Source organism: Halopenitus salinus (assembly GCF_042662125.1).
Classification (GTDB): Archaea; Halobacteriota; Halobacteria; order Halobacteriales; family Haloferacaceae; genus Halopenitus; species Halopenitus salinus.
Genome location: NZ_JBHSXL010000013.1, coordinates 23,588 through 50,569 on the forward strand (window position 1 = coordinate 23,588; position 26,982 = coordinate 50,569).

Genomic DNA, 26,982 nt, shown 5'->3' on the forward strand with positions numbered 1-26,982 from the left:
ATCGATCCTACCGGATCTCGACGTGTTCGGACTCCTCGTTGAGCGCGAGGTTGGCCGCGATCTCCGCGTTCCGCATCGCGTACTCCGCGGTGTGTTGGAGGCTGACGAGTACCTCTCTGACGCGCAACACCTCGTCGTTGTCCAGCTCGGGGAGGTCGTTGAGGATGTCCGACTCGCGGTCGCTTATCTCGTGAAAGAGGGCGCGACACTCCACGGTGAGGTCGTAATCGCGCTCCGCGACGGAACGGACCGCCATCGCCGTGAGCTCGTCGACCTGGTCCGTGAACTCGCGGATCCGCCGCATCGTGGACTGGTCGATGTCGAGGGTGTGGTTCTCGGTGTCGATGACGATCTCCGCGATGTCCTCCGCGTTGTCGGCGGTGAGTTCGAGGTTCTTCGCGACCGAGCGGTAGCCGATGAGGGGAAAGCCCGAATCGAGACCGACGGCCCGGGTCAGGTTCGGGTTCTGGTAGGCGGTGAAGATGAGCCGCAACATCAACACGAATATCTTGTTCGCCTGCCGTTCGCGGTTCAACGCGCGCTGGGCGAGATCGGTGTTGCCGTGTGCGAGCGCCTTGACGGCCTCGCCGCGCATCGTCGAACCCGTGTTCTCGAGCCGCTGCATGAGGTTGTCGAGCGTGAAGTCCTCGGGGTCGACCGAACACCGGATCGCGATGCTTTCGGGCGTCTCCTCGATGACGCCGAGACCCATGAGCTGGGTCTCCGCGCGGTAGACCGCGTTGATGTGGTCGCTTCCGAGCGGGCCGTCGCTCTCGACGTGGATCACCCGCCGTCCGAGCACGTACTGGGCGACGATTGCCCGCTCCAGGGCGCCCGAATCGAGGTTGTCCGCGAAGATGGTCGCCTCCGATTCCTCCGTGCTCGCCGACTCGGGGAGCACCGTGAGCGTTCCCTTCCCGCCCATCCGAAGCGAGACCTCGTCGCCCTTTTCGACGTCGTGTTCGCTCGCCCACTCGGCCGGCAGCGTCATCGCCAGCGTCGAGGGACCGAGCCGCTGGACCTTCCGCGTTTCCATACCGTGCCGTATTGTTCCAGTGACCTTAACCCTATCCCTATGTACATTATACACGATCCCAGAAATACAAGGTATTGAACGCCGATCGTAAAGAAGTCGCTCGAGGAGCGTGTGTTCCCGTTTTGAGGGCGGGGCGTGTCGCTCTCACGCGATGATCCGCATCGTCCAGGTCACCCCATGGTCCGAATCGTCCGGTCACGCGACGATCCGCATCATCCGCGTCTCGAACGCGCCGACGCGGACACGCGTCCACCCGGCCAGCTCGGCGTCGAGGTCCGGATCGTCGGTGTCGACCCGCAGAACGCGGAGATCGTCGAGCTTGCTCCTGGAGGCCACGATCGTGACCGAACACCGCCGGATCACCGCGGGCGACAGCTGCGGGTTCCCCCGGCCGAAGACGAACCCCTGACCGCCGATCGGCGAGACGACGATCTCGTTTTCCTCCCCGAGCGCATCCAGGATCTCCGACTCCGCGGCGTCGCGGGCGAGCACCTCGCCGTCCCGCCACACGTCGACGCCGAGCGGGGAGGGGTCGATCCCGAGTTCGTCCTCGATCGCGGCGACCGTCGATCCGGGCCCGAAGACGTAGGTCACCGCGGGATCGACGTCGGCGGCGAACCCCTCGGTGAGGGCCTCGACCGTGCCGCCGCCGAGCTGTTTGGCCGACTGCAGCTCGTCGGCCACGGGGACGGAGACGACGGCGCGAAGCTCGGGGGAAACCGTGCCCTCACGGTAGGCGTCCTCGTCGATATCCATCACTTCCCGTCGTTCGGTGCGCTCGAAGGAGACGACGACCGAGGCGGCGTCCTCGGGCGAGACCGCGAAGACCGACGAGTAGACCTTGACGCCGGCCGGGATCCCGAGCATCGGCGTGTCCGTCTCCTCGAGCACGCCCGCGACGTCGGTCGCGGTGCCGTCGCCGCCGACGAACGCGACGAGGTCGACGTCGGCATCCAGAAGGGCGGAAACGGCCGATCGGGTGTCCGCCGCGGTCGTCCCGGGATCCGCGTACGGGTCCTCGGCATCGTCATCACCGTCAGCGTCCGCCGACGAGGCCGCCGACGGATCAGGTCGATAGACGACGTCGGGGTCGAATCCGGCCTCCCGAACGAGACGCTCGCCCATCGGATCGCCGGCGGTCGAGATCCGGAGATCCGGACGCCTCTCGTGGAGTCGCACTAAGGCGCGTCGCGCGCGATCGGGCGCCCTCGGGGAGGCCCCGCGTTCGCGCGCCTCCGCGAGCTTCCCGTCCGTCCCCTTCAACCCGACTCGACCGCCCATCCCGGCGATCGGATTCACGACGACCCCGACGTGCATACCTCCCGTAGCTCCGCGGGAACATTAAAAGGGAGGAGGACGGAACCTGACGGAACGTGCGTGGCCAAAAGCGGTGACCCTGGCGCCCTCGGGTCGCTCTCACTCGGTCGGCGGATGTTCCTCGAGCGCCGCCTCGTCGGGCTCACAGCCCCATCCGGGTTCGTCGGGGAGTTGCAGGTTCCCGTCGCGGTATTCGGGCGTCCTGGTGAACAGATCGTCGTCCCAGGGCAGCCGCTCGATATCGGTCTCCATGGTGCGGAGGTTGGGCACGGCCGCCGCCCAGTGGGCGTTCATGAACGTCCCGAGGTGGCCGTAGTAGTTGTGCGGCGCCACGTGCAGCTGGTGGGCGTCGATCATGGAGGCGATCTTCGTGGTCTGTTGGACGCCGTTCCAGAGGGCGTCGATGATGACGACGTCCATCGCCTGCTCGCGCAGGAAGGGCACGAACGCCTCGTGGGGGACGAGCGCCTCTCCGGAGCTGATGGGATGGGGACTCTCACGCCGAACGTCCGCGAGCGCCGCCGCGTTCGGGGAGTCGATCTCGACCCAGAACAGGTCGACGTCCGAAAGCGCCTGCAGGGTTCGGATGTACCCCTCGGGCTTCATGTTGTAGTTGAGATCGAGGAGGATGTCGACGTCGGGGCCGGCGCCCTCCCGGAGCGCCTCGAGGTACTCCCGCTGTGCCTCGAGCTGATCGTCCTCGACGGTGAGAGAGGGGTGAAACGGCCGGCCGAATCCCGGCGCCCAGCCGGTCGGCTCCTCGCCGCGGAAGTCGAAGAGGTTGGTCTTGAGGGCCGAAAACTGGCTGTCGCGCACCTCGCGTCCCATCTCGACGACGTCCTCGAGGGTCTCCACCGGCTCGTACCACTCCGGCCGGGTGATGCGGTAGGTGCCACAGTGGGACCAGTAGACGGGGATCTCCTCGCGGACCGCCCCGCCGAGGAGGTCGACGCAGGGGACGCCGAGCGATTTCGCCTTCGCGTCGAGCAGCGCGTTCTCGATGGCGCCGAGCGCCATCGCCCCGACGCCGGTGTAGGACTGTCGCACCTCCGGGATGAGACGGGCGCGAACGCGCTCGATGTCGCTCACCGACTCGCCGACCACGATCGGCGCGAGGTCCTCGACGACCGTGGTGATGCCCGTGGCGCCGAGGTTCTCGTCGAACTCGCTCCAGCCCACCAGGCCGTCGTCGGTCGTCACGCGGACGAAGTGGTAGTTTCGCCATCCCGCGTCGCAGTGTCGCGTCTCGACGGATCGGATCGTGGTCATCGTTCTCACACCGCTCGTCAAGCGGACGCTCGAAAAGCGTTCCGGCCGAAGCGTCGAGCGGGGACGGACGGTCGCGTCCGGAGCGTCCGAGACGTCGGGGTGGACGCATCCGAAGGCTGAACGCTTAAGAAGGACCCCGGACAACCGGCGGACATGATCCCGCTTGCAAGCGAGTCGCCCACGCTGGCGATCCCGGAGACCGCGACCGCCGTCCTGCTCGTGAGCCTGCTTCTCGTCGCCGTCTGGCTCGCGTACCTCTATCGGTAGGCCCGTTCCGCCCCGATAGTCAGTCGCCGTTCGTCGGCGAGGAACACTACTCGCCGGCGGATTCCGGATGGGTCACCCGGTCGGCGAGCCACGCCGCCGCCTCCTCGGCGACGGAGGGCGAGTCGGCCGTGATCTTCACCCGAACGGTCCCTCCCGGATAAGACCCGACCGTCACTCCGAACCGATCGCGAAGCTCGATAAGCCGGTCGACGAGGGCGCTTTCCGGCTCGTCGGCCTCGACCGTCGTCGTGTATTTCGGGGTCCCGTCGAACGCCGATTCGATCCGCTCGAACATCGCCTTCATCTCGTCGGGGACGCCCGGAAGCACGTAGACGCTCTCGAGGGCCGCGCCCGGCGCCACGCCCTCCTCGTTCGGGATCATGCGTGCGCCGGACGGCAGGTCGGCGGTCCCGTCGGTCAGGTCCGCGGCGCTGTATCCTCCCTCGCTTTCGAGCCACTCCACCGCCTCGGGATCCTGCGCGAGCGAGCGGCCGAAGGCGGCCGCGACGGCCTCCATCGTGACGTCGTCGTGGGTCGGTCCCAGTCCGCCGGTGACGATCACGGCGTCGTACTCGGCGCGGTACTCGTTGACGACTCTCGCGATCGTCGCCACGTCGTCGGAGATCGTCGTCACGCGTGCGACGTCGACGCCCCGATCGGAGAGGCGAGCACACAGCCAGGTGGCGTTCGTGTTCTCGATGTCCCCCGAAAGCAGCTCGTCCCCGACGGTGACGATCGCGACTCGCATGGCGACCCGTTGGCGTGGCGGGCTCAAAATCCCGTCGCTGTCGCGATCACGGACCGAGGCGCGTGTCCAGGGTGGACGATCGTGTCCGGAATCGACAGTCGTGATGCCGTATCGAGGATCGTGGTTCCGAATCGACGCCCGCTCCGGTCACCGCATTCCCGGCGGCGGCCCGTCGTCGCGGAAGTCGTCGGCTTCGTCCTCCTCCTCGACGTCGAGGCCCATCTCCCGGCGGGTCTCGCGAAGCTCCTCGAGCTGGCGTTTGAAGTAGAGGTAGCCGGCCGTCCCGATCCCGGTCGCGATCACGAGGATCCCGACGAAGATCGGGAGGTCGCGCTCGCGGTAGGCCTGCACGACGACGGCTCCGGACGTGACCTCCTCCCAGACGAGGCGCTCGCGTCCGTCGGCCGTCTCCTCGACCTCGTAGCCCCGCGGCGAGCCGTGTCCGAACAGCCAGAACTCGGTGGTGTATCCCTCCGGCAGGACGACCTCGTAGGAGCCGTCCACGTAGGTCCGCGCCAGGAATCGCCGCGGCGAGCCGTCGCCGGCGTAGGCGATCTGCCCGTCGGCCATCTCCTCGCCGAACCGCACCCAGACCTCGTCGGGCGTCTGTTCGATCTCGCCGCCGCGCTCGCGGAACTGCGAGCCGTTGATCACGGTGCCGTTCGCGTATCGGTACCGGAACGCCCGAAACTCGAGCGGCTCCTCGATCCCGTAGCCGGTCTCGTCGTAGAGGCGGAGCTCCTCGCGGTCGGTAACGTTGCTGACCGTGAGATACGTCCCGCCGGAGCGGAACTCGATGCGGACGTCCGCCTCCGTGTCCCACTCGTAGTCGCCCGGGGGCTCCGCGTCGAGCGTCTCGTTGGAGATCTCGCCGCCGCCGGTGACGTATCCGAGACAGCCGGCGCTCGCCGCGAGGAGAGCGACCGTGGCGAGCGCGAGCAGAAACCGTCGATTCACGTGTAACTGTGTGCGTTTGGAGGTGGTTCTCTCGATCAGACGACACACCGCATCTCGGCCGGCAGGTACGATCCGATCGCCGCGAGCAACCCCGGCGGGTCGGTCTCCTCCCGACAGATGACGCTCTGTTCGAGGAGGCCGAGCCGCTCCACGGTGACGATGTCGCGGGCGTGGCCGGCGCGGTTGATCGTGGCGCGAACCTCCCCGCGGGTCGCGGAGTTCACGTTGAGGCGGCCGGGGCCACGCTGCCACTCGTAGAGTCGGTCGCGTTCGGCGTCGGCGAGCCGGGAGGTCGCCGACGAGTTCGATCCGTCGCCGGTACCGTTCCCGTCGGCCTCGCCGCCTCCCGGATCCGCGTAGACGAACTGCATCGGGAGGTGTTGCACCAGGCCGAATCGTTCGACGACCTGTTCGGGCGTTCCCGTGCCGAGGCCGAGGCGATCGGCGGGGATCCGAACGTCCTCGCCCGCGTCGAGGACGAATCCGTCCGCGTCCCACGACTCGAGCGTTCCAACGTACTCCTCGCCGGGCTCGAACCCCTCGTCGTGGGCGACGATCTCGCCCCACTCCTCGGCGAGGGCGTTGCGTGCGACAGCGGCGTCCTCGCCGGTGAGATCGACCTGCACGAACCCGTCGGCGCGCACGCCGACCTGCCACTCGACGTGGAGGTCGCCGACCGCGTTCTCGACGAGCGATCCCATCCCGTCGAGCGAGCGCTCTCGGGCGTCGCCCTCGACGTAACACTTGGTCGCGAGGACGACCATCAGCGGGTCACGTCCACGTTGAGTTCGTCTCGCAGATCGTCGAGCCGTCGCTCCATGGACTCGACGAGCCGGTCGTTGTCCATCGACTCGATGGGCGAGCCGCACTCCGGACACTCGAAGCCGAGGTCCATCGCCTCGCCGAACTCGAAGCGGATCGAACACACCTCACAGAGGTAGAACTCGTGGGTGCGCTCGTACTCCTCGCGTTCCTCCAGGGCGTCGAGGAGCGCGTACATCTCCTCCTCGAGGTTCTCCGGGATGTTCTCGTACTCGAAGGTCCACAGATAGGTGAGCCACCCGGAGTCCTCGTCTCGAACGCGGCGGTAGGAGGCGAGGTCGTTCTCGTAGAGAATGAACAGCGCGCGACGGACGTCGTTGAGCTCCAAGCCGAGGTCCTCGGCGAGCTCCTCGTCCGTCACCTCGCCCTCCGGCGGCGCGGCGGCCACCGGCATCCCTGTCGGACCGACCAACTCGTGTAGGTACTTTTGAATGACGGGGTCGTTCAACAGGTCCTCAAAAGCCATTAGGGTCTCCTCCGGTCGGCGGTCGTTTAAAACATTCGAACCAGTCATCGACACGAGGGATTCCCCGTCCGTCGCCAGACTCTTGTGAGAACCGGTCGTGGCGACGAGCATGGACGAGGGCGCGAGCACGGACGGACAAGCGGACACGGAGCGTGGCGCCGGCGTGGGCGCGCAGGCGGACACGAACCACGGAACGAGCGTGGACGACGAAGCGGACACGAACGACGGAGCGAACGTGAACGACGGAACGAACGCGAAAGCCGGAACGAACGCGAAAGCCGGAACGAACGCGAAAGCCGGAACGAGCGGGAACGATGCGGCGGGGGTGGAAACCGACGGGGAACGAGACGGGGACGATCGCGGAACGCCCTCCCCCGCCGAGCTGGTCGGCGCGGCCCTGCTCGCCGCCGTCCCGATCACGCTCGCGGCAGTCCCCGCGGCGCTCGTGGCCCGTCTCGTCCCGGTCGACGCGATGGTCGCCGTTCCGGTCGCCGCGGGCGTCGCCCTGATCGGGTCCTACGCGGTTGGGCCCGCACTCGTCGATCGGGCGATCTCGGAGATGGCGCCGATGGAGGCGAACGGAGCCGAACGTCTGCGAGAGCGGGTTTCGGAGGCCGCACGCTCGAACGGCCACCCCCCTCCGACGGTCCGAGTCGTTCGGCGCTCGGCCGTCACCCTCGGCGTCGCGACGACGCGGACGGGAACGACGCTCGTCGTCCCCTCGCGGCTGTCCGAACTCGACGATCCGGCCTTCGAGGCGATGGTCCTGCACGCACTGGCGCGGGCGGATTCACGGAACGCGCGGCTCACGACGGCGCTGCTTCCCGCGGCGCTTCTGGTCGAGGCGATCCGGCTGCTCGCGAGCGGCCTCCTGTCGCACCGGCCCTCCGGCGGGGACGATCGCCCGCTGGCGTTCGGCGACGATGGCGGCGGCGATCGATCGATACCGTGGGTCGTATACGCCCTCTCCGGGGCGGTACTGCTCGTCGCCGTCACGCCGTGGTGGCTGCTGCTTGCGGTCGGCGACCGGCTCCTCGTCGGTCGGGGACGCGTGGCGGCCGATCGTGCGGTCGCGAGCCGTGGACGGGCGGACGAGCTCGCCGACGCGCTCGAGTACGCACGGGACGCGAGCGGCCACCGGGAGTGGGCTCCCGAGATCGATCGCCTCGCCGTGGTTCCGATGGGGGAGATAGAGAGCCGTCGGATGCGGGGCAGGGGTCGCGGCGGGCTCCGCGTCAGGATCGCCAAACTTCGATCGAAGCGGCCGGTGTGAACGGGTCCGCCGCTACTCCGTTTCTCCCTCATCCGCGATCTCCGAGGCGTCGACGACCGTCTTGCCGCGCGCCTCCGGACGGACGATGCGGTCGGCGTCGGCCCACTCGCGATCGAGCTCTCGACCCTCGAAGAGGCGGTCGAGGAACACGGCGAGCCCCGCGACCTCCGAGTGCGGCTGGTTGGTCACGGCGACGTTGAACGTCGCGTGTTCGTACAGCTCCCAGGGGACCTTCTCGCCGCCGACCACGACGAGCAGCGGGGCGTCGGCGTGGGCATCTCGAACGTCCGTTTCCACCGTCTGGACCGGCTCGCCGTACATGGTGAGGTGGGCGATCGCGCCGTCCCACTCGCGGACGAACGAGGCCTGGTCCTCCCGGAGTTCGACCTCGAAGGGGCCGCCGAAGCGGTCGGTGATGTCCCGGACGGTCTCGGCCGACTGGCCGGCGTTGTCGGGGAGGACGACCCGGTCGGCCCCGAGCGCCCGCGCCGTGAGCCCGACGTGGGTCGTCATGCGGTCGTCACGGCCCGGCCGGTGTCCGAACCGGAGGACCGCGACCTCGCGTGTCTCCTGCATGGACCGAAGTTCGCCGCCGGACGGGTAGTGGCTTTCGTCACGGACCGGAACGCACTTGCGGTGCGAACCGGGAGGTCGAGCATGGACCTCTCGGACGCGAACGTGCTGATCACGGGCGGGGCGGGGCTGGTCGGCAGCCATCTGGCGAGCGAGCTTCTCGGCGAGGCCGAAACCGTGCGGGTCATCGACGACCTCTCGAAGGGCGACCGCGACCGGATCCCGGAGGGCGTCGAGTTCGTCCGCGGCGACGTCACCGACACGGACGACCTGGCGGAGGCGCTCACGGCTGAGATCGACGTCGTCTTCCACTTTGCGGCCTACACCGACACGAACTACGACGACGACCGGACGCTCTTCGAGGAGAACACGGAGATGACCTACAACGTCCTCGAGCGGATGTCCGAGGTGGGCGTCGACGCGATCGCCTTCACCTCCTCCTCGACGGTCTACGGGGAGGCCCCCCGGCCGACGCCGGAGGACTACGCGCCCCTCGCGCCGATCTCCATCTACGGCTCCTCGAAGCTGGCCGACGAGGCGCTGTTGTCGACGTACGCTCACTCCTACGGGATGACCGTCTGGAACTTCCGGTTCGCGAACATCGTCGGCCCCCACCAGCGGGGCAACGTCGTGCCGGACTTCATCGAGAAGCTTCAGGCGGACCCGGGGACGCTCACCATCCTCGGCGACGGCCGCCAGGAGAAGTCGTACCTCCACGTGAGCGGGTGCGTCGACGCGATCCGCCACGTCGTCGAACACGCCGACGACGCGTTCAACGTCTACAACCTCGGAACCCGGACCACGACGTCGGTGACGCGGATCGCGGACATCGTAAGCGAGGAGATGGGCCTCGACCCGGACTACGAGTACACCGGCGGCGACCGGGGATGGACCGGCGACGTCCCGAAGATGCGGCTGTCGATCGAGAAGCTCTCGGCGCTCGGCTGGGAGCCGTCGGGCTCGAGCGACGAATCGGTCCGACGGGCGACCCGCGAGCTGATCGCGGAGATCGCTCCCGAGCACGCGGCCGAATAGGGACACACGGCCACCCGGCCGTGCAACATTCATAAGCGATCACGACCCCTTTCTCCATACGTGCAGGTCGTCGGATACGACACGGGCGTCGGCGGGGACGAGGGCTCTCGACCGGCGGGACTGCTCGTGGCCCGCCACGACGGGACGGGCGGCGAGGACGGCGGAAGCGACGAGGGCGGCGGAAGCGACGAGGGCGGCGGAGGCGACGAGGGCGGCGGAGGCGACGAGGACGAGCCATCACCTCCGGTCGAGCGCATCGATCTCGCGCCCGGGACGGACCTCGACTACTCGCTCGGCGAGCGCCGGTGTGCGGGAACGATCCACGACGGACGCCACATCTCGTGTTCGGCCGACCGGGCGCCCCGCTGTCCCTCCCACGAGGACGTCTGGGTCTGTGCGCGCTGTACGGGGACCTGCCTGAAGGCGGAGATGGACTGTCACGAGGAGCACGCGGTCTACCTCGCCGCGTTCGCCCCCGACCGGTTCAAGGTCGGCGTGACGCGCTCGTGGCGGCTCGCGACGCGCCTCGAGGAGCAGGGGGCCGACCGAGGCGTCCGGATCCGGACGGTCGAGAACGGCCGGATCGCCCGCGAGATCGAGGCGGAACTCGCGGGCGAGATCGACGGGCTCGTCGATCGGGTTCGCGTCGCCGACAAGCGGGCCGGGATCGCGGCGTCGATCGACGAGGCGGCCTGGAGCGATCTCCTCGAACGCTTCGACCCGGATCGCCGGTTCGCCTTCGACTACGGACTGGACCTCGCCGAGCGCCCGATGTCCGAGACGATGGCGTCGGGGCAAGTCCTGGGAACGAAGGGACGCCTGCTCGTCCTCGAGCGCGATGGATCGACCTACGCGATCGACCTGCGCGATCTGGTCGGCCACGAGTTGGTGGCCGGACGGTCGACGCGTGACATCCAGTCGAGCCTCGGCGCGTTCGATACGTGACGATCTCCCGAACACGATCGTTCGAAGACCGCGTTTCGTCCTCTCATCCGAGCGCGGCCGGCGAGCATCGATCGAGGGTGAGCCGGACGACGGCGACCGAGACGCACGCGAGCGCGACGGCCCCGACGACGACCAGATACACGCCGAGGTCGGCGCTGTCGATCGCGAGCCGGGCGGCGGCGTTCACCGGGCCGCCGTCCGCGAGCGAGCTGCCGGCGAAGACGGCGAGCACGCCGACGGAGTAGAGCAGCTGTGCTCCCCGACGGTCGGGAACGAGCAGCGCGACGGCGACCGCGAGCTCGACGACGACGGCGGCGACGGCGGTCGCGAGAACGAGCAGCCACCCGACGTTCGCCACCGGCGTCCCGTTGAACCACAACAGCGCGAGCCAGGCGGCCACCTGGGCTGGGACGATGCCCACCGCCGTGAGCGCCTTCCCGTCGAGGATCTCCGCGATCGTGACGGGCGCGACCCGGAGCAACTCCATCGTCCCCCGGTCGATCTCCTCCGTGACCGAATCGACCGCGAGCGAGCCGGAGATGAACACCGGCAGGAAGACCAGAAGCGGGACGAGCACGGTGTATGTGAAGCCGTAGTACGGGCTCGATCCGATCCGATCGGGAACGTCGAGGGGTCGGGACTCCAGATCGTCGACGCGACGGTCGCGTTCGCTCGCCTCGAGGGTTCGAAGCACCTCCCGAAGCTGGACGACGACCACCGTCGTCCGGACGTCGGAGTCGGGGACCGTGGCGTCGACGTGTATCCGACCCTCCCGTCGGTCGGTCTCCAGAACGGCGTCGACAACCCGCGCGTCGAAGGCGTCGTGGGCGGTTCCGGCGTCCTCGTAGGTTCGCGTCCGGACGCCTGGGACCTCCGCGGCCGCGGCCTCCATCCGGTCGACCGCCTCGCCGGTGACCGCGACGTCCACCTCCGCGCCGCCGAGCTCCCCCGGATCGTACATCGAGACGAGCCCGACGACGAGGAACGAGGAGAACGCGGCGATGAAGAGCTGGATCGCGAGCGCGAGGACGATCGTCTTCTCCGCGCGCAGCCCGGCCAGCTCCCGTCTCGCGATCGTCGCCCTGCTACCCATGGAGGCTCACCACCGAGAGGTTGTACGCCGCGTGGACGAGGGTGGCGATCGCGAGGGCGATCGCGTACTGCGAACGGCCGCGTCGCGCGCCCAACGCGGCGATCGACGTGGCGACGACGTGGAGAACGAGCGGCGCGAGAAAGAGGCCGAGCGCGACGAGCGCGACGAACCCGGGCGAGCCGGCGGGCAGCACGCCCGAGGGCGTAAACGCCGCACGCCCGAGAACGAGCTCCGAGAGGCCGACGACCTGAACGACCGCCGTGAGCTTCTCGCCGAGGAAGAAGCCGAGCCCGGAGGCGGCGCCCACGGCGAGCGCGCTTCGAGTCGACCGCTCGAAGGTCCCGGAGACGAACCCGGCGTAGACGGGGACGCTCTTCGCGATCTCCTCGATGAACGCGACGGCGACGAGGAGGATGGGCACGGAGACGGCGACCGGAAGCGCGAAGAGGACGGCGACGGCGAGCAACTCCGCGAGAAAGACGAACGGGATCGTACACGCGACGAGGATCACCATCGACCGAAGCCCGGAGAGGCGCACGGAGAGAGCGTCGAGGAACTTCGCGGGAACGCGTTTTTGGGAGAACATGTCCTCCTCACGATAGGTCCCCGCGCCGAGGACGAAACAGAGGGTGCCGGTCAGATAGAACGGGCCGGTCGCAAAGAGGTACTCCCCGACGGTGACCGCGGTACCCTGGAGGTCGCGGACCACGAGGGTCAGCGGGGAGATGGCGGCGATCGGCGTCACGTTCGTGAAGATGGCGGGGACGAAGACGTAGGTCGTGAGGAACACGGAGATGGCGACGGTCAGGAAGGTGAGCTCCTTGAACGACCGCGCGAACATCGCGGCGAGGAACGTGGCGGCGAGAAACACGAACGCCACGGGCACGACCGAGAGCACGGTGGTCGCCCCGCCCCCGACGACCGCCGCGATGCCGGCGGTCACGATCACCGCGGCGAGGAGGTACGGCAGTGACTTTCCGGCGACGATCTCCCCGCGGGTCGCCGGAGAGACGAGGAGCAGCTCCCCGCGGCGGTTGACCCGCTCGTCGAGGATGGCGGAGCCGTACGCCTGGATGAGGAAGTTGAACGGCACGAGGAACGCGAACGCGAGGAGCAGCGAGGCGAACGGGAACGGCGGCGAGATGGACGCCGGCGACCCGGACTGACTGCCGAAGAGGGCGTTCGTCCCGACGTTCGGAACGCCGGAGGCGTCGCCCTGCGAGCCATCGACTGCGTTCGAATCGTCGGTTCCGCCGCCATCGCCGTTCGTTCCGCTTCCCCCGTCACCGGCTCCGTCTCCGCCACCCCGGCTGCCGGTCCCGTCGGTTCTACTGGTTCCGTCGCTTCCGCCGTTCCCTCCGGTCTCGATCGCCATGGGCTCGTCCGCGTCGGGCCGCGAGCCGTATCGGAGCGTGACGCTCACGGGATAGGCGGCGGCCCGGTCGGACTCCGCCGCCATCAGCCGTTCGTTGTACGCGCGGACGGCCTCGCGAACCGTCGCGGCCGCGGCGTCGCCCTTCCGCGTTCGGCTCGCGTGGAGGCGAACGCCGTCCTCGGTGTCGACCACGATCACGTCGAGTTCCTCGCCGAGGGTGCCGGCATCCGGGGGACGTGGATCGAGCGCCGGATCGGCCTCGACGGCGTCGTGATACGGCGAGTCGGGAGCCACGCCGACCCGATAGACGTCGCTGTCAAGCGCGACACCGCCGACGCCGGCCGACAGCGTCGCGGCGCCGACCCCGCCCGCGACGACCAACACGACGATCCCGATCGCGGCCGTGCGACGGTCGATCCCGCCGGCGGTCCGGGTCGTCTCCCAGCGGGCGATCCGAGCGATCCGGCGAAGTCGTCGACGCGGGATCACGGCTCACCCGGTTCATCCTCGTCCGGCCTACCCTCACCAGATCCATGTCCACTTGGTCCACTCTCGCCCGGTCCATCCCCACCTGATCCATCGACCGTCGCCGAGTTGGATCCCGGGGTTCTGCCGTACCGGCTCGCCATTGGCCGGTCGACGATGGAGAGGAAGACCGACTCGAGGGTGGGCTCGTCGGTCCGAATGTCGACGACCTCGCCGCCGGCGTCTGCGATAGCCTCGCGGATCCGATCGACGTCGGCCATCGACGAGACTCGCGTTCGATATCGGCGAGCGCCGCCCGTGGACCCCTCCGGCGTGGCGTCATCGACCTCCGATCCTCCGCGACTGGACCGCTCCGCGTCCGGAAGTCTCGGATCGACGTTTGCGGGGTCGATCGTGGTGAACACGACGTACTCCACGGTCCCGTGCTCCTCGCGCAGTTCCGCGACCGTCCCGCGGGCGGCGATCTCGCCCTCGTCCATGACCGCGACCCGGTCACAGACCGACTCGACGTGGTGGAGGTTGTGCGCGGAGAGGACGACCGTCTTGCCGGCCTCGCGGAGCTCGCGGACGAACGCGAGCACGGAGTCGGTGGTGACGGGATCGAGTCCGGAGGCGGGCTCGTCGTAGATCAACACCTCGGGGTCGTTCACGAGCGAACGGGCGATCGCGACCTTCCGTTTCATCCCCTTGGAGACGTCGCCGAGACGTCGACGTCGGTGCTCGAGGTCCAGCCGATCGAGCGCGTCCTCGATGCGATCGTCGGCGACCGATCGGGGGACGTCATAGAGGTCGGCGAAGAAGCGGAGGTACGAAAGCGCCGTCATGTCCTCATAGAGCGGGGACTCCTCGGGGAGAAAGCCGAGCCGTCGCCGCATCTCGGGGTCGGCGGCGTCGTAACCCGCGACCCGAACCGTGCCGCTCGTCGGTTCGATGAGGCCGGCGAGCGTCTTCAGCGTCGTCGTCTTGCCGGCCCCGTTCGGCCCCACCACGCCGAAGACCTCGCCGTCGCCCACCTCGAAGGAGCTGTCGACGACGGCGGCGAAGTCGCCGTACGCCTTGTGGAGCCCCGACACCTCGATCATACCCGAGGGTGAGCGCAGATCCCCATAAATGCCCGCCCCGGACGGGTCGTCGTCCCCCGCGCTCGGTTTCGCGTCCGCTAACGTCGCGGACCAGCACCGTTCGACGGTCGCACCAGAACAGGGATTTATGCCAGGTACGAAGCCGGTAGTGATGATGAACCGCCGGACGGTACTCACGGGATCGGCGACGATCGGCGCGGCCGCGGCGACGGCGGGGTGCCTCGACCGACTGCCCGTCGGATCGGAGGACGAATCACCAGAACCGGTTGATCTCTCGGGGGGAAAGTTCGACGACGATCACGGAATGGAGATCGGCCCACACGGGGGCGCGAACGGGCAGATCTACTATGCCGAACACGCCCCCCAGGGCCGCGAGGACGGGCCGTTCTGGTTCCACACGCTCGTGTTCAGCCTCTTTCCGTTCCACTTCGATCGACTCGATCGCGGATGGGAGGCGGAGGTCGTCTACGTGACCGACTTCTCGGCCGTGGACTGGACGATCGAGGAACGGGACGCGGGACCGACGATGCCCTCCCCGACCGCCGCCGAGACGTTTGCCGACGCGAGGACCCTCACGTACGTGGTGGAAAGCGACGTGCGGGGCGGGATGGGACCCGGTCTCCATCCGTTCTCCGACGATGACGAGGCCGCGTCGTTCGTCGACGACCACGGCGGGCGGACGATCGGCTTCGACGACATCGATCGGACGCTCGTGCAGGGCCTGCGGGAAGACGAATGAGCGTCGCGTCCGTCCTCGGCATCGACGTGGCGTTGTTCCTCACGATCGGGCTGTTGGGCGGGGCCCACTGCATCGGGATGTGCGGACCGTTGATCACGGTCTATGCGGAGCGAATGTCGAAGACACCACAAACGGACGGCGCCACGAAAGCGGACGGCGGCGCGACGGTCACGGGATCGAACGTCAGAAGCGGTCACCTCACGCCCTACGAGGTGCGACAACACGCGCTGTTCAATCTCGGACGAACGGTGAGCTACACACTCCTCGGCGTCACCATGGGCGCGCTCGGGGGCGCGGTGTTCCTCGGCATCGGCGAGATCACCGCGGCCGCGAGTCTCGTTCGAGGCGTCATCGGGATCTGTATCGGCGTGTTCGTCGCCGTGATCGGGATGTACTACGTCGTGGGGCGCGCCTCGGTCGGGATCCATCTCCCCGGCGTAAAACGGGTCACCGGCGTCCTGACGAACTGGGTCGACGGCCTCGCGGGCGGCCCCGGGATCGTCCTCCTCGGCGCGATCCACGGGCTGTTGCCGTGTCCGATCCTCTATCCGGCCTACCTGTACGCGTTCGCGAGCGGCTCCCCGGCGGCCGGCGGAATCGCGCTCGCCGCACTCGGCGTCGGAACGATTCCGGCCGTGTTCGCCTACGGAACGGTGATTCAGGGACTGGGCGTCCGGAGGAGACGGATTCTCCACCGCGTGCTCGGCGTGGCCTTCGTGCTGCTCGGATACGTGCTCTTCGCACACGGATTGATGGCCGTCGGGATCCACGTCCCCCACCCGATGTTCCCGTTCTGGAACCCCCTCGAGGGGCCGGGCATGGCTCACTGAGCGCCGGTCGTCCCGCCGATCGGTTCGCCGGCAGTCTACTCGCCGCCGGATCCGCCATCGGTCGCCTCGACGACGGTCTCCACGTCGGTGGCGACGCGATCGCGGTCGACCGTCTCGCCGCGGTACGCCCGTTCGACGATCCCGTGTGGATTGACGAGCAGGGTGACAACGGAGTGCGTGAAGTCGTAGCCGGCGACGCGGGAGCTGTTCGTGTCGCGCTCGAACCCGATCCCGAGCCGGTCCTCCACGACGCGTTCCGCGGCGGCCGGCGACTCGGGGCGGAGGTAACGCCAGTTCCCGGCGTCCAGGTCGGCGCCGACCCGGCGAGCGTTCTCACGGAGCGCGTCCGCGTCGTCCCGTTCCGGATCGAAGGTGATCGAAAGGAACACGACCGAGTCGGTCAGCCCGCGTTCGTTGACGGTGGCCTGGACGTCCGCCAACCGATGGAGGAGGATCCCGCACTCGGCGGGACAGCTCGCGAAGAACGCCGTGACGATCGCGGTCCGATCGAGACTCCCGGCGTCGATAGGCGTGTCGGCCAGCGGGTCAGCCAGCTCGAAGGCGGGCAGGGGTTGACCGTAGGCCGGATAGGCCAGCTCCTCGCTTTCGGCCCGCTGATCCGACTGCGGGCCGAGCGCCACGTTCTCGGGGGTGTCGTCGAAAACCGACGAGAGGCATCCGGCCGTCGCGATGGTCGTTCCGGTCGCCATTCCGCACAGGAGTGACCGACGTCGCATGGTACGGATCGCGTCCGAGCCGTCCATAGGTGATCTGGTGCGTTCGACGAACGTACCACGACTCGAACGCGTTACCGCGTGACGCGCCGTCGCGTCTCGGTGGCCACCACCATCACCGATTCTCGGCGGTCGCAACCGACCCCGGAGCGTACATGTAGACCGCATAGAGCACGATAACGGCGGTCAGCAGGTCGAGCGAGTGGCTGATGAAGTGGTGTGCGGGCATCGGAACGAGGCCGAGAACGGTACCGGCCCCGACGACCGAGCGGACCCAGAGGGCGCCGATCGCGGCCGCGATCAGTCCGTACTGGGCTCGTCGACGGCGGCGATAGGCGACCACGCTGACGAGGAAGAGCACCCCGGTCCCGATCGACGCGAGCAGGATGACGCCGAGGATCGGGATGGCGGCCTCGACGCCCCACGTGGTGGTCGCTGGCGGCATCACGCGAGTCACGTCGGCACTACGAGCGCCCGCATAAGAAACACACCGGTCGTGTCGAGGGGAGACCGCGGTCGCCGCGTTCCCGTTCGGTGAAAACCATCACCACGAGTTTAACCGCTCCGGAGGAACGATACACCGATCAATGTCCGACACCAGGGATCGGATCCGGCGGCACGTCCACGCCACGCCCGGAGTGCACTTTCGACGGATCGGCCGGGAGCTCGATCTCGCGACCGGCCAGGTCCAGTACCACCTCAGGCGGCTCACGCGTGAGGGGTCGATCGTCGAGGAGCCCGTGGGCGGGAAGACCCACTACTTCGATCCCTCCTTCGATCCGTGGGAGCGTCGGGCGATCGCGTTCCTTCGGCGGGAGACCGCGCGTGGCATCATCGTTCGACTCGCCGCGGACGGACCGAAACGACCGGGCGCGCTCGCGAACGAGCTCGATCTCGCCGAGAGCACGATCTCCTGGCACCTCTCGACCCTGGAGGAGCACGACGTCATCGACCGATCGGCGACGTCGCCGATGACGGCATCGCTCGCGCGTCCGGAACGAACCGCGGAGCTGTTGGACGTGGTTTCGCCCTCGCTTCCCGACCGGATCGTCGATCGGTTCGTTCGCACGCTCGACGACATCCTGTGAATCGCACGGGGGTCAAGTGGTTCGAGAGGGCTACCGGTCGCGGACCGATCCCATCCGTCCCCGGAGCCGTTCGAGGCGATCGCCGACGGCCCCGCCGAACGTCATCGCGACGGTCGAGACGCCGACGCCGATCGCCGTCCAGCCCAGCAGGCTTGCGATCGCCCGGAAGGGCGAGACGAATCCGGAATCGGGAGGAAGAGCCACTCCGATGACGCGCTCGAAGACGAGCCCGCGAAAGGCGCCGTTTGGCGGTATCGCGACCCGAGTCGAGAGCACGCCGGCGCCGACGTCGTCGCCGAGGGACACGATCACCGCGAGATCGCCCCCGAGAACGCCGCCGACGAGAACGAGAGCGGCGATCGCGAGGGCGCCGCGTCGGCTTCCAGCGATCGTCCCGACGGCCATCGCCATCGACAGGTAGGAGAGCCCGAGTAGAACCACGAGGGCGAGAAAGCGGACGAACAGGACCGGCGAGTCGACGCCGGTGTGGATGGCGTAAATGCCCGTGTCCGGGCTCGCGGTGAGCCAGACGTACCCCCCGAGAAGCGCGATCGGCGCCAGCATGGCGACGAGCCCCGCGACCCGTGCGAGGAGGACGCCACAGACGTATTCGGGCATCGAGACGGGATAGGTCCGAATCATCGCCAGCTCGTCGCCGTCGGCCAGTAACGAACGATACCCGAGCACGACCGCGACCAGGGGGACGAGCACTTCCGTCGGGAGCAACAGGTCCACGATCGCGGGAACGAACCCCGTTTCGCCGCCCCCGCCGACCGCGAGGACCGCGGCGAGCACGACGAGGAGGCCGAAGGACAGGAGCCAGTACCCGGGCGTTCGACGGATCGTTGCGATCTCGCGGCGGAAGATCGTCCCGATCACGCGGGCTCGCGATCCCGTCATCTGTTCGACACCCCGGTGACGTGTATCGATTCGGTCGGATCCGTCGACGGCTCGGTCTCCGAGGTCGCCCCGTGGACGATCGAGCGGTAGAGGTCGGCCGCAGTGTCGGCGTCGTGTGCGGCGTACAACTCCGGGAGCGTTCCCGAGGCCGCCACCGAGCCGTGTCGCAAAACGACCACTCGATCCGCGTATCGATCCACCAGTTCGAGGTCGTGGGTGCTCACGACCACCGCGGTGTCCGCGTCCGCGTACTCCCCCGCCAGCTCGAATACCCGTTCGCGCATTCCGGGGTCCAGGCCGCTCGTGGGTTCATCAAGTACGAGGACGGGGGGATCGCCGATCGTCGCCTGCGCGATGCCCAGCAGTCGACGCATTCCGCCGGACAGCGCGTCGACCGACCGATCGGCCGCGTCGGACAGCCCGACGCGTTCGAGGGACGCATCCGGGTCCTCACCGAGCAGCCGCCCGTAGAACGCGAGCGTCTCACGGGCGGTGAAGGATTCCCGAAACGACGCCCGTTGCGGGAGGTAGCCGATCGGACGGGCCGCGTCCGAGCCACGATACCGGATCGCCCCCTCGGTCGGCGCGGTCTCGCCGACGATCGTTCGAAGCAGCGTCGACTTGCCGGAGCCGTTCGGCCCGATCACGGCAGTCACGCCGGGGACGACGTCGATCGAGACGTCGCTCAGCACCGCGACGCCGCCGTACGTGCGCGTGACGCGTTCGATCCGAACGAACAGTTGATCGCGGTGATCGTTGTGAACGTGCGGTTGATCGTCCGTCATGTATCGGTCGCCGTGCCGTTTTCCGTCATGTCGGTCCTCGCATCGTTTTCCGTCATGTATCGGTCGCCGTGCCGTTTTCCGTCATCGATCGTCACCATGCCGTTTCCGTCGTCCATCGTTTCCCTATCCGTGGTTGACGCGTTCGTCAGTTCCTCACGCCACTCCGGGTGGATCGGATCGGTCAAGTCGTCGGACCAATCCGTGCCGTTCAAACCGTCCGTGTCGTTCGAACCATCCGTATCGTTCGAACCATCCGGGTCGTTCACTCGCTCGATCCGGCCCGGCGAGTGTGGCGTTCGAGCCGGCGCCGGATCGATCACGCTTCCGGACCGGGACCCGGCGACCGATCCCCGAAGCTCGTAGAGCGCACGGACTGCGGGAGACTCCGCGAGCGTCGTGGCGGCCGGCTCGCGGTGTAGGGCGGCGTCGACCGGCGAGCTCGGCCGATACGCTCGATCGAGCGTCGCCGATCGCGTCCCGTCGGTCGTCTCTCCCGGATTCGATCCCCACCGGGCGGGCGATTCGTATGCGCCCTCCCAGTAGTTCCCGTGATCGCCGTCCGCCCAGATCCGCAGCGGTCCCGACCCCGCGGACGCGTGTCGATCGTTGCCGACGAAGTCGTTGCGGGCGATCAGACTCGAGGGGATCACGGTCGTCGATCGCGCGCCCATCTCGTTTTCGGCGATCACGTTGTACTCGTAGACGGACTCGCGTGCGCTCGTCGACAGTCCGAGCTCGTTGTCGACGAGCGTGTTGTACCCGACATAGCTTCGGATCCCCGACGGCTGGATCGCGGTCGGCGTGCGGCGGACGTCGTTCCCGACGATGGCGTTCCCCTCGGGACGCGTCATCACGGTGATCCCGCCGAACTCCTGGTCGCGAAACGCGTTGTCGGCGATCAGCGCGTCGCTCGTGTACATCAGGTGAACGCCGTACCGATCGTCGCGAAACGTGCTGTTTCGGATCACGGAGCCGTCGGCGCGGTGGAGGTAGATCCCGTCCCGGCCGCCGGTGAACGCACTCTCCGTGACGGTGACCCGGGAGTTCAACGCGGTGACGCCCATGAATCCGTTCTCCCAACCGGCCGTGCCGTTCACCCGAACGTTCCGGATCACCGCATCGGATCCGTTCCGGAGGAGGACGCCGCTCGCGTCGGCCTCGATCGCCGTGTTCGCGACCACGAGTCCGGACGAGTCGTCGGCCACGATCCCGGCGTCCCCGTATCCGTATCCGGTCTGGATGTGTTCGTCCCACGCCCCGTCATCGTCGTCCTCGGAGCCGGGGGGTTGGCGTATCGCCTCGTCGTTTCGCGTTCGGTTGCCGGTCCCCGAGATCCGAAAGCCGGTGATCGAGACGTTCTCCGAGCGGACCGTGATCACCGATCCCGTCCCGTTCCCCCGGAGAGCGGCGTCCCGGCCGGCGAGGGTGATCGGTTTCTCGATCCGTATCCGCTCCTCGTAGGTGCCCTCGGGAACGACGACCGTCGTGTTCGGTTCCGCGCGGTCGACCGCGTCCTGGATCGTATCCGCCTCCCGACCGACGACGACAGACGTCGGTCGATCGGTTCGCTGGCTCGCGCGGGCGATCCGTTCGTCCGCCCGGCGCCACCGATCGGGCACCTCCCGACGAACGGTCGCCGCCGTATCGACCTCGAAGGAGCGGTCGCGAACCGCCGCCCACGTGAGGATCGATCCGCCGTACTCCGCCGTGAACGACTCGGCCGCCTCGCGATGCTCGAACGGGACGACCGTTTCCCCGGCCGGGCTCCGTGCCCCGCTGTCGACGACGTAGACCGCCTCGTTCGGGGGCGTCCACGCCTTGGAACCGGTCGCCGTCAGGTGGCCGTTCCCGTCGATCGTCGGCGATGCGCCGTCGTAGGTCTGGACGTACGCCGCTATCGGATAGCCGAGCTGTCGATCGGTCGATGGGTCCTCGAAGTCCGAGACCATCGTCTCGATCCCCGCGTAGCCGACGACGTACTGGAACTGGGAGTAGAAGACCTGCGCTTTCGGTATCTCCCGTTCGCCGGCCATGGTGGCGTCCGTCTCGGCGGAGACGCCGAGCGCCGCGGTCCGGTCGTACGCGACGGGGTCCGGTGCCGCGGTCCCGACGTCGACGACGAACGAGAACGCGACGAGCGCCACGAGAAGCGCCACGAGGACCCACCCGAGACGGACGATGGAGGGTGAGCGATCACGATATGGATCGATCCGCGCCACGCCCGGAAGGACGGGAGGGATCGATATAGGCCGTCTGGTTCATTCCTCGAACGACACCGTGAACGACCCGACGTCGATCGAAAAGACCCCGCGTGTCACGGCGGCCGTTCGAGTTCGAACCGGTCGTCGGTTCGGGTGAACCAGTTTCCGGCCAGACGCCCCACGGCGTCGAGCTTCGTGACGTCGATCTTCCCCTCTGTCGTGACTGCCTCGTCGACGTGGGCGTAGACGACCTCGCCGAGGACGAGCGTGGAACCGCCGACCTCGACCGTCTCGCGAAGCTCGCACTCGAACGTCACGGCGGCCTCCTCGACCCGCGGGGCGTCGACGCGGTCGCAGTCGATCGACGTGACGTCCGCGCGCTCGAACTCGCTCTCCTCGGACGGGAGGGTCGCGGCGGACTCGTTCGCGGCCTCGAGGAGGTCCTCGGTCACGACGTTCACGGCGAACGCCTCGGTCTCGATCGCGTTCGCGAGCGAGTCCTTCGGCGCGTCGGGCGTCGCGACGGGCGCGAAGAGCAGCGTCGGGGGATCGACGGCCGCGACGGTGAAGAAGCTGTAGGGCGCGAGGTTCTCGCCCGCCGGGCCGCGCGAGGAGACCCACGCGATCGGTCGGGGAACGACGGCTCCCGAGAGCAGTCGGTACGGGGATCCGAACGCGTCGGGCTCGCCGCCGCGGACGCGCCGGTCCGGATCCGATCGCGGATTCGTCCCCGTCACTCCTCGTGTCCTTGCTCGAAGGGATCGATCTCCGATTCGCCCGGCGTCTCCTCGTCGACGCCGAAGCCGGGGCCGCTCGTGGCCAGCTCGAAGACGAGGCCGTCGGGATCGCTGAAGTAGATGCTCTTGAAGTAGGTTCGGTCCTTGATCTCGGAGACGCGAACGCCCCGCTCGCGGAGGTGGTCCCGCCAGGCCTCGAGCGTCTCCTCGTCCTCGACGCCGAACGCGAAGTGGTGGCTCGCGCCCGGCCCGGGGGCGCCACGGGAGTTCGGATACTCGAAGTAGGTCACGTTGGTTCCGGGCTCGCCCGCCGGCGTCGGCGAGAAGTAGTAGTGTTTGGTCCCGGGGTCGTCGTAGTTCTGCGTGCGCTTTACCGTGTGCCAGCCGAGCACGTCCTCGTAGAACTCGACGGTCTCGTCCATGTCGGTACAGATGTTCGTCACGTGATGCAGGCCGGTGGTGGGTGGCGCGTCGGTCATGGGGTATGAATGGACTCGATGTGGGATAACTGCGGTGGTGGTGAAGCGATTCGTGCAGCAACGGTGAAGCGATTCGTGCAGCAACGGTGAAGCGATCCGTCCGATCGCCCCGGGCGCCTACGGCCTTACAGGAACCCGACGCCGACGGCGTAGGGCCACTCGACCGCTGCGAGGCCGAGGAAGGCCAGCGAGGCGGCGATCAGCTGGACGTTCTTGAGGAAGCTCGTCATCTCGGACTGTTTTTGATCCTCGGGGACCGCCCAGAAGTCGTGCATCACGGGCGTCGTCACGAGCAGGAAGACGACGAGCGCTCCGGCCGCGAGAACGGGGTACGCGCCGAGGGCGATTCCGGCGCCGGCGACGACGAGCAGTCCGCCGGAAAGCACCACCGAGAGCGAGGGCGCGGGGACGCCCTTCATCTCGGCGTAGCCCGCCATGCTCTCGGCGTCGAGGAAGTGGTTGATCCCCATGAAGACCATCAGGCCGCCGAAGAGCACCCGCGCGATCAAGAAGATCTCGCCGGCGAGCGGGGCGTCGAACTGTAACGGTATCGTCGTGATTTCTGGTATCATCGTGTAACCTGCTGTACGAACCGAACTCTTATAGTCGTTCCCGGACGACACCACTACCAGGTAACATCGATGTCATCATCTGATCCGATCACGGCGGACCGGGAGGCGGACGGGATGGAATCGGACGCGAACGGAGCGAAAGCGGAGATGGACGAGGCGGCAGCCGCGAACCCGGACGCCTGCCCCGTCGTCGACTCGCTCGAACAGATCGGCTCGAAGTGGCGGCTGGTCGTGCTCCACGAGCTACAAAACGGCGAATCGCGGTTCAACGAGCTGAAGCGGGCGACCGAGGCCAACTCGCGAACGCTCTCACGGGTGCTCGACGACCTCCAGGAGATGGGGTTCGTCGACCGCCGCCTCGAGGAGGACGCGCCGGTCGCGACCTACTACAGCCTCTCCTCGAAGGGACAGTCGCTCTGTCCCGTCTTCGACGAGATCGAGCGCTGGGCGAACGAGTGGCTGGCGGCCTGCGACGGCGCGAACGCGGAGACGGACGGGAACGGCGAAACGCCGACGAGGTAGCGACGTCGAAGCGCCGGCGTCGCGGCGACGTCGTGCCGGCGTTGAATGCCGATAAGAGGACGCCACCCCCGGGATCGGAGCCGGCGACTGCGGCGTGCAACACGCGACATGGGGGCGGGACACGCGACGTGTGCGTGTCGATGGCACGCGGGAGACTTTTTAGGGCAGGGACGGTAGCGACCACCATGATATCGCTCGAGGATGCCGTGACGGCTCGGCTGGAATCCCACGGCGAGCGCTTCGAGGTGCTCGTGGACCCGGACGCGGCGTTGGCGATCAAACGCGGCGAGTTCGAGGGCGATCTCGAGGACGTCATCGCGGCCGAGGACGTCTTCGAGAACGCCTCCCGGGGGGATCGACCGGCCGAGACGGCCCTGGAGGAGGTCTTCGGGACGACCGAGCCGCTCGAGATCATCCCGGAGGTCATCGAACGCGGCGAGATACAGATCACGGCGGACCAACGCCGGGAGATGCAAGAGCGGAAGCGAAAGAACCTCATAAACACCATCGCGCGAAACGCCGTGAACCCGCAGATGGACGACTCGCCGCACCCGCCGGAGCGCATCGACCGCGCCCTCGAGGAGGCCGGATTCACCGTCGATCCGATGGAGCCGGTGGAGAACCAGGTCGACGACGCGCTCGAGGCGCTTCGTCCGGTGATCCCGATCCGGTTCGAGGAGATCACGGTCGCGGTCCAGCTGCCCCCCGAACACGCCGGATCCGGACAGGCCAAGATCCGCGAGTTCGGCGACCTCGAGCGCGAGGAGTGGCAAAACGACGGATCGTGGGTCGGGGTCGTGACCTTCCCCGCGGGGCTGCAAAACGACTTCTACGACCTGGCCAACGAGGTCTCCTCCGGGGAGGCGGAGACGCAGGTCATAAAGGACAAGGACGAGCTGAGCACGCGGTGAGACGGCCAGAACGGGGGGGAACACGCCGAACGGGAGGGACACGCCCCGCGTTCAACACGACCAGCCGCGGTCGGTCCGGTTGAGCCGCCGCGCGCCGTCCGCCGTGACGACGACGAGATCCTCGATCCGGATCCCGAACTCCCCCTCGAGATAGACGCCGGGTTCGACCGAGAGGACCATCCCGGGTTCGAGGATCCGATCGTTCCCGGCGACGGCGTACGGCTCCTCGTGTACGTCGAGGCCGACCCCGTGACCGGTGCGGTGGACGAACGCCTCGCCGTAGCCCGCGGACTCGATGACCGAGCGGGCGGCCTCATCGACCGCCGAGGCGGACACGCCGGGTTCGACCGCTTCGACGCCCGCCCGCTGTGCGCGCCGGACGATCCGATGGACCTCGCGAAACCGGTCGTCCGGCTCGCCGTCGAAGACGAGCGTGCGCGTCTGATCCGAGGGATAGCCGTCGACGCGCGTGCCGAAATCGAGAACCACCGGGTCCCCCTCCTCGATCGGTCGGTCGCCGCGGTGGTGGTGGGGCTTCGCCCCGTTTGCTCCCGAGGCGACGATCGTCTCGAAGGCCGGCGCCTCCCCGCCGCGCTCGGAGAGTCGATCGTCGATCAGCTCGGCGAGCTCCGCCTCGGTCATCCCGACCACGTCGGACCCGAGATCACGGAGGTCCGCGAGGACCGAATCGGCGATCCCCGAGGCGCGTTCGATCGCGGCGATCTCCGCGTCGTCCTTGCGAACGCGCACGTCGTCGAGGACCTCGCTCGCGAGCCCCCACTCGGCCTCGGGGGCGGCCGTACGCAGATCCTGGGTGAAGCGAGCCCACATCGTGTCGTCGACGAGGAGCCGTCCCTCACGGACGCCGCGATCGACGAGCAACCGGCGAACGGCCGGGACGGGGTCGTCCTCGTCGCTCCAGGATCGCACCTCCGTATCCGGAGCCGTCCCGCGAACGTCCGCGGCCGACAGCTCGGGAACGAGGAGCGCCGGGTCGCCCTCGATGGGGAGGAGATACAGGAAGTGGCGCTCCCCGGGCGTCTCCGCGATGCCGGTGAGATACCGGAGATTCGAGCTCGGGAAACAGACAACGCCGTCCGCCGCATCGTCGGCGAGCCGCTCGCGCACCGCGGCGACGCGTCGATCGAGCGCCTTCCGGTCGAACGGATCGGTCGAGCCGGACATACCGAGGGACGTCGCCGGAGGGACAAATACCGTACGGTCGCAGCGATCTCACACCATGACGCCGTGGCGGACGCCCGGATTCGCCCTCGAAGGTTGTTTAGACCCGCGCCGCCATCGACGACCATGACCTGGAGCGTTCGACGCGACGAGGAGGGATTGATCGAGTGGGAACGCCGTGACGGGCTCGCGACGATTCGAAGGCGACGCCGCGGCGGCGGGGACGGCTACGTCGTTCGGATCGACGTCCTCGAGCAGGCTCCCGAGGGCCGCACGTACCGGCGGAAGACCGTCGAGTCGGAGGGGGACGCCGACGAACACGTCGATCGGTGGCGCTCGGAGTTCGCACTCGAGGAGTGAACGCGAGAGGCGGCGATCAGCGTAATTCAAGGTGGAGCCTCCGACCTACTCGCTCGCTACGCTCGCTCCTTGAGGTCGGAGAGGAAACCGACACGGTACTACAGTAACTACGCTCGATGGCTCACCGACTCCCCTCTCTGAATCGTTACTAATATAAAAACATAGACTTACATCTGAAGTACGGATGGAGGTACGTCG

The 26,982-nt window shown here is 68.2% G+C and carries 29 protein-coding genes; 9 read left to right on the forward strand and 20 right to left on the reverse strand.

Features of this window, described 5'->3' with window-relative positions; all coding sequences use genetic code 11:
- Window positions 1–7 precede the first annotated feature (7 nt).
- From ACFQE9_RS14500 to ACFQE9_RS14530, 7 genes are all read right to left on the reverse strand, one after another.
- A complete protein-coding gene (locus tag ACFQE9_RS14500) occupies window positions 8–1,036 on the reverse strand; it encodes a PhoU domain-containing protein (protein ID WP_379746263.1) in 1,029 nt (342 codons plus the stop codon).
- A gap of 195 nt (window positions 1,037–1,231) precedes the next feature.
- Window positions 1,232–2,353 carry an ATP-NAD kinase family protein gene (locus ACFQE9_RS14505; RefSeq protein ID WP_379746266.1) on the reverse strand — a complete coding sequence of 374 codons (1,122 nt, stop codon included), beginning with the start codon at window positions 2,351–2,353 and terminating at the stop codon, window positions 1,232–1,234.
- A gap of 99 nt (window positions 2,354–2,452) precedes the next feature.
- Window positions 2,453–3,622, reverse strand: a complete 1,170-nt coding sequence (locus ACFQE9_RS14510; RefSeq protein ID WP_379746269.1) for a mandelate racemase/muconate lactonizing enzyme family protein — start codon at window positions 3,620–3,622, stop codon at window positions 2,453–2,455.
- Between the two features lie 313 nt (window positions 3,623–3,935).
- Window positions 3,936–4,637 carry a competence/damage-inducible protein A gene (locus ACFQE9_RS14515; protein WP_379746272.1) on the reverse strand — a complete coding sequence of 234 codons (702 nt, stop codon included), beginning with the start codon at window positions 4,635–4,637 and terminating at the stop codon, window positions 3,936–3,938.
- A gap of 147 nt (window positions 4,638–4,784) precedes the next feature.
- Window positions 4,785–5,594 carry a DUF5803 family protein gene (locus ACFQE9_RS14520; RefSeq protein WP_379746274.1) on the reverse strand — a complete coding sequence of 270 codons (810 nt, stop codon included), beginning with the start codon at window positions 5,592–5,594 and terminating at the stop codon, window positions 4,785–4,787.
- Between the two features lie 35 nt (window positions 5,595–5,629).
- On the reverse strand, window positions 5,630–6,358 hold the full coding sequence (locus ACFQE9_RS14525; protein ID WP_379746277.1) for a DUF2110 family protein: 729 nt from the start codon (window positions 6,356–6,358) through the stop codon (window positions 5,630–5,632).
- A complete protein-coding gene (locus tag ACFQE9_RS14530) occupies window positions 6,358–6,882 on the reverse strand; it encodes a transcription factor (protein ID WP_379746280.1) in 525 nt (174 codons plus the stop codon). The genes ACFQE9_RS14525 and ACFQE9_RS14530 overlap by 1 nt, the downstream gene beginning before the upstream one ends.
- A gap of 109 nt (window positions 6,883–6,991) precedes the next feature.
- Between ACFQE9_RS14530 and ACFQE9_RS14535 the strand changes: the two genes are divergently transcribed.
- The gene (locus ACFQE9_RS14535) at window positions 6,992–8,155 is read left to right on the forward strand and encodes a M48 family metalloprotease (protein WP_379746283.1); all 1,164 of its coding nucleotides are present in this window, start codon (window positions 6,992–6,994) and stop codon (window positions 8,153–8,155) included.
- A 12-nt stretch (window positions 8,156–8,167) separates the two neighbouring features.
- Here the strand turns inward: ACFQE9_RS14535 and ACFQE9_RS14540 are convergent, their stop codons facing one another.
- The gene (locus ACFQE9_RS14540) at window positions 8,168–8,731 is read right to left on the reverse strand and encodes a tRNA (cytidine(56)-2'-O)-methyltransferase (RefSeq protein WP_379746286.1); all 564 of its coding nucleotides are present in this window, start codon (window positions 8,729–8,731) and stop codon (window positions 8,168–8,170) included.
- An 81-nt stretch (window positions 8,732–8,812) separates the two neighbouring features.
- Between ACFQE9_RS14540 and ACFQE9_RS14545 the strand changes: the two genes are divergently transcribed.
- A complete protein-coding gene (locus ACFQE9_RS14545; RefSeq protein ID WP_379746289.1) occupies window positions 8,813–9,763 on the forward strand; it encodes an NAD-dependent epimerase/dehydratase family protein in 951 nt (316 codons plus the stop codon).
- Between the two features lie 60 nt (window positions 9,764–9,823).
- Window positions 9,824–10,708, forward strand: coding sequence for a DUF2797 domain-containing protein (locus ACFQE9_RS14550; protein ID WP_379746292.1), 885 nt, complete (start codon window positions 9,824–9,826; stop codon window positions 10,706–10,708).
- A gap of 43 nt (window positions 10,709–10,751) precedes the next feature.
- On the opposite strand, the gene ACFQE9_RS14555 is transcribed toward ACFQE9_RS14550, so the two are convergent.
- Genes ACFQE9_RS14555 through ACFQE9_RS14565 form a run of 3 tightly spaced genes read right to left on the reverse strand, consistent with a single transcriptional unit; the run spans window position 10,752 to window position 14,744 of the window.
- A complete protein-coding gene (locus tag ACFQE9_RS14555) occupies window positions 10,752–11,801 on the reverse strand; it encodes an ABC transporter permease (RefSeq protein WP_379746295.1) in 1,050 nt (349 codons plus the stop codon).
- The gene (locus tag ACFQE9_RS14560; RefSeq protein ID WP_379746298.1) at window positions 11,794–13,665 is read right to left on the reverse strand and encodes a PrsW family intramembrane metalloprotease; all 1,872 of its coding nucleotides are present in this window, start codon (window positions 13,663–13,665) and stop codon (window positions 11,794–11,796) included. Before ACFQE9_RS14560 ends, ACFQE9_RS14555 begins: the two co-directional genes overlap by 8 nt.
- The gene (locus ACFQE9_RS14565; RefSeq protein WP_379746301.1) at window positions 13,662–14,744 is read right to left on the reverse strand and encodes an ABC transporter ATP-binding protein; all 1,083 of its coding nucleotides are present in this window, start codon (window positions 14,742–14,744) and stop codon (window positions 13,662–13,664) included. The genes ACFQE9_RS14560 and ACFQE9_RS14565 overlap by 4 nt, the downstream gene beginning before the upstream one ends.
- Before the next feature lie 154 nt (window positions 14,745–14,898).
- On the opposite strand from ACFQE9_RS14565, the gene ACFQE9_RS14570 reads away from it, so the two are divergent.
- Together ACFQE9_RS14570 and ACFQE9_RS14575 are read left to right on the forward strand one after the other, a co-directional pair.
- Entirely contained in the window at window positions 14,899–15,483 is a 585-nt protein-coding gene (locus ACFQE9_RS14570; RefSeq protein ID WP_379746304.1) for a nitrous oxide reductase accessory protein NosL, read from the forward strand.
- Window positions 15,480–16,313 carry a sulfite exporter TauE/SafE family protein gene (locus ACFQE9_RS14575; RefSeq protein WP_379746308.1) on the forward strand — a complete coding sequence of 278 codons (834 nt, stop codon included), beginning with the start codon at window positions 15,480–15,482 and terminating at the stop codon, window positions 16,311–16,313. Before ACFQE9_RS14570 ends, ACFQE9_RS14575 begins: the two co-directional genes overlap by 4 nt.
- A gap of 35 nt (window positions 16,314–16,348) precedes the next feature.
- On the opposite strand, the gene ACFQE9_RS14580 is transcribed toward ACFQE9_RS14575, so the two are convergent.
- Together ACFQE9_RS14580 and ACFQE9_RS14585 are read right to left on the reverse strand one after the other, a co-directional pair.
- A complete protein-coding gene (locus ACFQE9_RS14580) occupies window positions 16,349–17,050 on the reverse strand; it encodes an SCO family protein (protein WP_379746311.1) in 702 nt (233 codons plus the stop codon).
- Window positions 17,051–17,162: 112 nt separating this feature from the next.
- A complete protein-coding gene (locus ACFQE9_RS14585; protein WP_379746314.1) occupies window positions 17,163–17,492 on the reverse strand; it encodes a DUF7471 family protein in 330 nt (109 codons plus the stop codon).
- A gap of 142 nt (window positions 17,493–17,634) precedes the next feature.
- On the opposite strand from ACFQE9_RS14585, the gene ACFQE9_RS14590 reads away from it, so the two are divergent.
- Window positions 17,635–18,135 carry a winged helix-turn-helix transcriptional regulator gene (locus ACFQE9_RS14590; RefSeq protein ID WP_379746317.1) on the forward strand — a complete coding sequence of 167 codons (501 nt, stop codon included), beginning with the start codon at window positions 17,635–17,637 and terminating at the stop codon, window positions 18,133–18,135.
- Window positions 18,136–18,165: 30 nt separating this feature from the next.
- On the opposite strand, the gene ACFQE9_RS14595 is transcribed toward ACFQE9_RS14590, so the two are convergent.
- The 6 genes from ACFQE9_RS14595 to ACFQE9_RS14620 form a co-directional block, all read right to left on the reverse strand.
- Window positions 18,166–19,035 carry a copper ABC transporter permease gene (locus tag ACFQE9_RS14595; protein WP_379746320.1) on the reverse strand — a complete coding sequence of 290 codons (870 nt, stop codon included), beginning with the start codon at window positions 19,033–19,035 and terminating at the stop codon, window positions 18,166–18,168.
- On the reverse strand, window positions 19,032–19,820 hold the full coding sequence (locus ACFQE9_RS14600; RefSeq protein WP_379746323.1) for an ABC transporter ATP-binding protein: 789 nt from the start codon (window positions 19,818–19,820) through the stop codon (window positions 19,032–19,034). The genes ACFQE9_RS14595 and ACFQE9_RS14600 overlap by 4 nt, the downstream gene beginning before the upstream one ends.
- Window positions 19,817–22,039: a NosD domain-containing protein gene (locus ACFQE9_RS14605; RefSeq protein WP_379746326.1), complete on the reverse strand. Its 2,223-nt coding sequence runs from the start codon at window positions 22,037–22,039 to the stop codon at window positions 19,817–19,819. The genes ACFQE9_RS14600 and ACFQE9_RS14605 overlap by 4 nt, the downstream gene beginning before the upstream one ends.
- Before the next feature lie 95 nt (window positions 22,040–22,134).
- Window positions 22,135–22,758: a flavin reductase family protein gene (locus ACFQE9_RS14610; protein WP_379746329.1), complete on the reverse strand. Its 624-nt coding sequence runs from the start codon at window positions 22,756–22,758 to the stop codon at window positions 22,135–22,137.
- Window positions 22,755–23,237 carry a VOC family protein gene (locus ACFQE9_RS14615; protein ID WP_379746332.1) on the reverse strand — a complete coding sequence of 161 codons (483 nt, stop codon included), beginning with the start codon at window positions 23,235–23,237 and terminating at the stop codon, window positions 22,755–22,757. The genes ACFQE9_RS14610 and ACFQE9_RS14615 overlap by 4 nt, the downstream gene beginning before the upstream one ends.
- A gap of 125 nt (window positions 23,238–23,362) precedes the next feature.
- Window positions 23,363–23,809 carry a DoxX family protein gene (locus tag ACFQE9_RS14620; RefSeq protein WP_379746335.1) on the reverse strand — a complete coding sequence of 149 codons (447 nt, stop codon included), beginning with the start codon at window positions 23,807–23,809 and terminating at the stop codon, window positions 23,363–23,365.
- Window positions 23,810–23,923: 114 nt separating this feature from the next.
- Between ACFQE9_RS14620 and ACFQE9_RS14625 the strand changes: the two genes are divergently transcribed.
- On the forward strand, window positions 23,924–24,331 hold the full coding sequence (locus ACFQE9_RS14625) for a winged helix-turn-helix transcriptional regulator (protein WP_379746350.1): 408 nt from the start codon (window positions 23,924–23,926) through the stop codon (window positions 24,329–24,331).
- 185 nt (window positions 24,332–24,516) lie between these two features.
- A complete protein-coding gene (locus ACFQE9_RS14630) occupies window positions 24,517–25,242 on the forward strand; it encodes a ribosome assembly factor SBDS (protein WP_379746338.1) in 726 nt (241 codons plus the stop codon).
- 51 nt (window positions 25,243–25,293) lie between these two features.
- Here the strand turns inward: ACFQE9_RS14630 and ACFQE9_RS14635 are convergent, their stop codons facing one another.
- Window positions 25,294–26,427, reverse strand: a complete 1,134-nt coding sequence (locus ACFQE9_RS14635; RefSeq protein WP_379746341.1) for a M24 family metallopeptidase — start codon at window positions 26,425–26,427, stop codon at window positions 25,294–25,296.
- Window positions 26,428–26,550: 123 nt separating this feature from the next.
- Here ACFQE9_RS14635 and ACFQE9_RS14640 point away from each other — a divergent pair, with 123 nt between their 5' ends.
- A complete protein-coding gene (locus ACFQE9_RS14640) occupies window positions 26,551–26,784 on the forward strand; it encodes a DUF7543 family protein (RefSeq protein ID WP_379746344.1) in 234 nt (77 codons plus the stop codon).
- Window positions 26,785–26,982 lie beyond the last annotated feature (198 nt).

Excerpts from the sequence above, each read along its gene's own strand:
- ACFQE9_RS14540 (WP_379746286.1), bottom strand. The coding sequence starts at position 8,731 with ATGCAGGAGACACGCGAGGTCGCGGTCCTCCGGTTCGGACACCGGCCG.
- ACFQE9_RS14615 (WP_379746332.1), bottom strand. The coding sequence starts at position 23,237 with ATGACCGACGCGCCACCCACCACCGGCCTGCATCACGTGACGAACATC.
- ACFQE9_RS14635 (WP_379746341.1), bottom strand. The coding sequence starts at position 26,427 with ATGTCCGGCTCGACCGATCCGTTCGACCGGAAGGCGCTCGATCGACGC.
- ACFQE9_RS14535 (WP_379746283.1), top strand. The coding sequence starts at position 6,992 with ATGGACGAGGGCGCGAGCACGGACGGACAAGCGGACACGGAGCGTGGC.
- ACFQE9_RS14580 (WP_379746311.1), bottom strand. The coding sequence starts at position 17,050 with ATGCGACGTCGGTCACTCCTGTGCGGAATGGCGACCGGAACGACCATC.
- ACFQE9_RS14530 (WP_379746280.1), bottom strand. The coding sequence starts at position 6,882 with ATGGCTTTTGAGGACCTGTTGAACGACCCCGTCATTCAAAAGTACCTA.
- ACFQE9_RS14545 (WP_379746289.1), top strand. The coding sequence starts at position 8,813 with ATGGACCTCTCGGACGCGAACGTGCTGATCACGGGCGGGGCGGGGCTG.
- ACFQE9_RS14570 (WP_379746304.1), top strand. The coding sequence starts at position 14,899 with ATGAACCGCCGGACGGTACTCACGGGATCGGCGACGATCGGCGCGGCC.
- ACFQE9_RS14575 (WP_379746308.1), top strand. The coding sequence starts at position 15,480 with ATGAGCGTCGCGTCCGTCCTCGGCATCGACGTGGCGTTGTTCCTCACG.
- ACFQE9_RS14525 (WP_379746277.1), bottom strand. The coding sequence starts at position 6,358 with ATGGTCGTCCTCGCGACCAAGTGTTACGTCGAGGGCGACGCCCGAGAG.
- ACFQE9_RS14515 (WP_379746272.1), bottom strand. The coding sequence starts at position 4,637 with ATGCGAGTCGCGATCGTCACCGTCGGGGACGAGCTGCTTTCGGGGGAC.
- ACFQE9_RS14555 (WP_379746295.1), bottom strand. The coding sequence starts at position 11,801 with ATGGGTAGCAGGGCGACGATCGCGAGACGGGAGCTGGCCGGGCTGCGC.
- ACFQE9_RS14620 (WP_379746335.1), bottom strand. The coding sequence starts at position 23,809 with ATGATACCAGAAATCACGACGATACCGTTACAGTTCGACGCCCCGCTC.
- ACFQE9_RS14565 (WP_379746301.1), bottom strand. The coding sequence starts at position 14,744 with ATGATCGAGGTGTCGGGGCTCCACAAGGCGTACGGCGACTTCGCCGCC.
- ACFQE9_RS14600 (WP_379746323.1), bottom strand. The coding sequence starts at position 19,820 with ATGACGGACGATCAACCGCACGTTCACAACGATCACCGCGATCAACTG.
- ACFQE9_RS14640 (WP_379746344.1), top strand. The coding sequence starts at position 26,551 with ATGACCTGGAGCGTTCGACGCGACGAGGAGGGATTGATCGAGTGGGAA.
- ACFQE9_RS14630 (WP_379746338.1), top strand. The coding sequence starts at position 24,517 with ATGATATCGCTCGAGGATGCCGTGACGGCTCGGCTGGAATCCCACGGC.
- ACFQE9_RS14500 (WP_379746263.1), bottom strand. The coding sequence starts at position 1,036 with ATGGAAACGCGGAAGGTCCAGCGGCTCGGTCCCTCGACGCTGGCGATG.
- ACFQE9_RS14595 (WP_379746320.1), bottom strand. The coding sequence starts at position 19,035 with ATGACGGGATCGCGAGCCCGCGTGATCGGGACGATCTTCCGCCGCGAG.
- ACFQE9_RS14510 (WP_379746269.1), bottom strand. The coding sequence starts at position 3,622 with ATGACCACGATCCGATCCGTCGAGACGCGACACTGCGACGCGGGATGG.
- ACFQE9_RS14585 (WP_379746314.1), bottom strand. The coding sequence starts at position 17,492 with ATGCCGCCAGCGACCACCACGTGGGGCGTCGAGGCCGCCATCCCGATC.
- ACFQE9_RS14505 (WP_379746266.1), bottom strand. The coding sequence starts at position 2,353 with ATGCACGTCGGGGTCGTCGTGAATCCGATCGCCGGGATGGGCGGTCGA.
- ACFQE9_RS14625 (WP_379746350.1), top strand. The coding sequence starts at position 23,924 with ATGGAATCGGACGCGAACGGAGCGAAAGCGGAGATGGACGAGGCGGCA.
- ACFQE9_RS14590 (WP_379746317.1), top strand. The coding sequence starts at position 17,635 with ATGTCCGACACCAGGGATCGGATCCGGCGGCACGTCCACGCCACGCCC.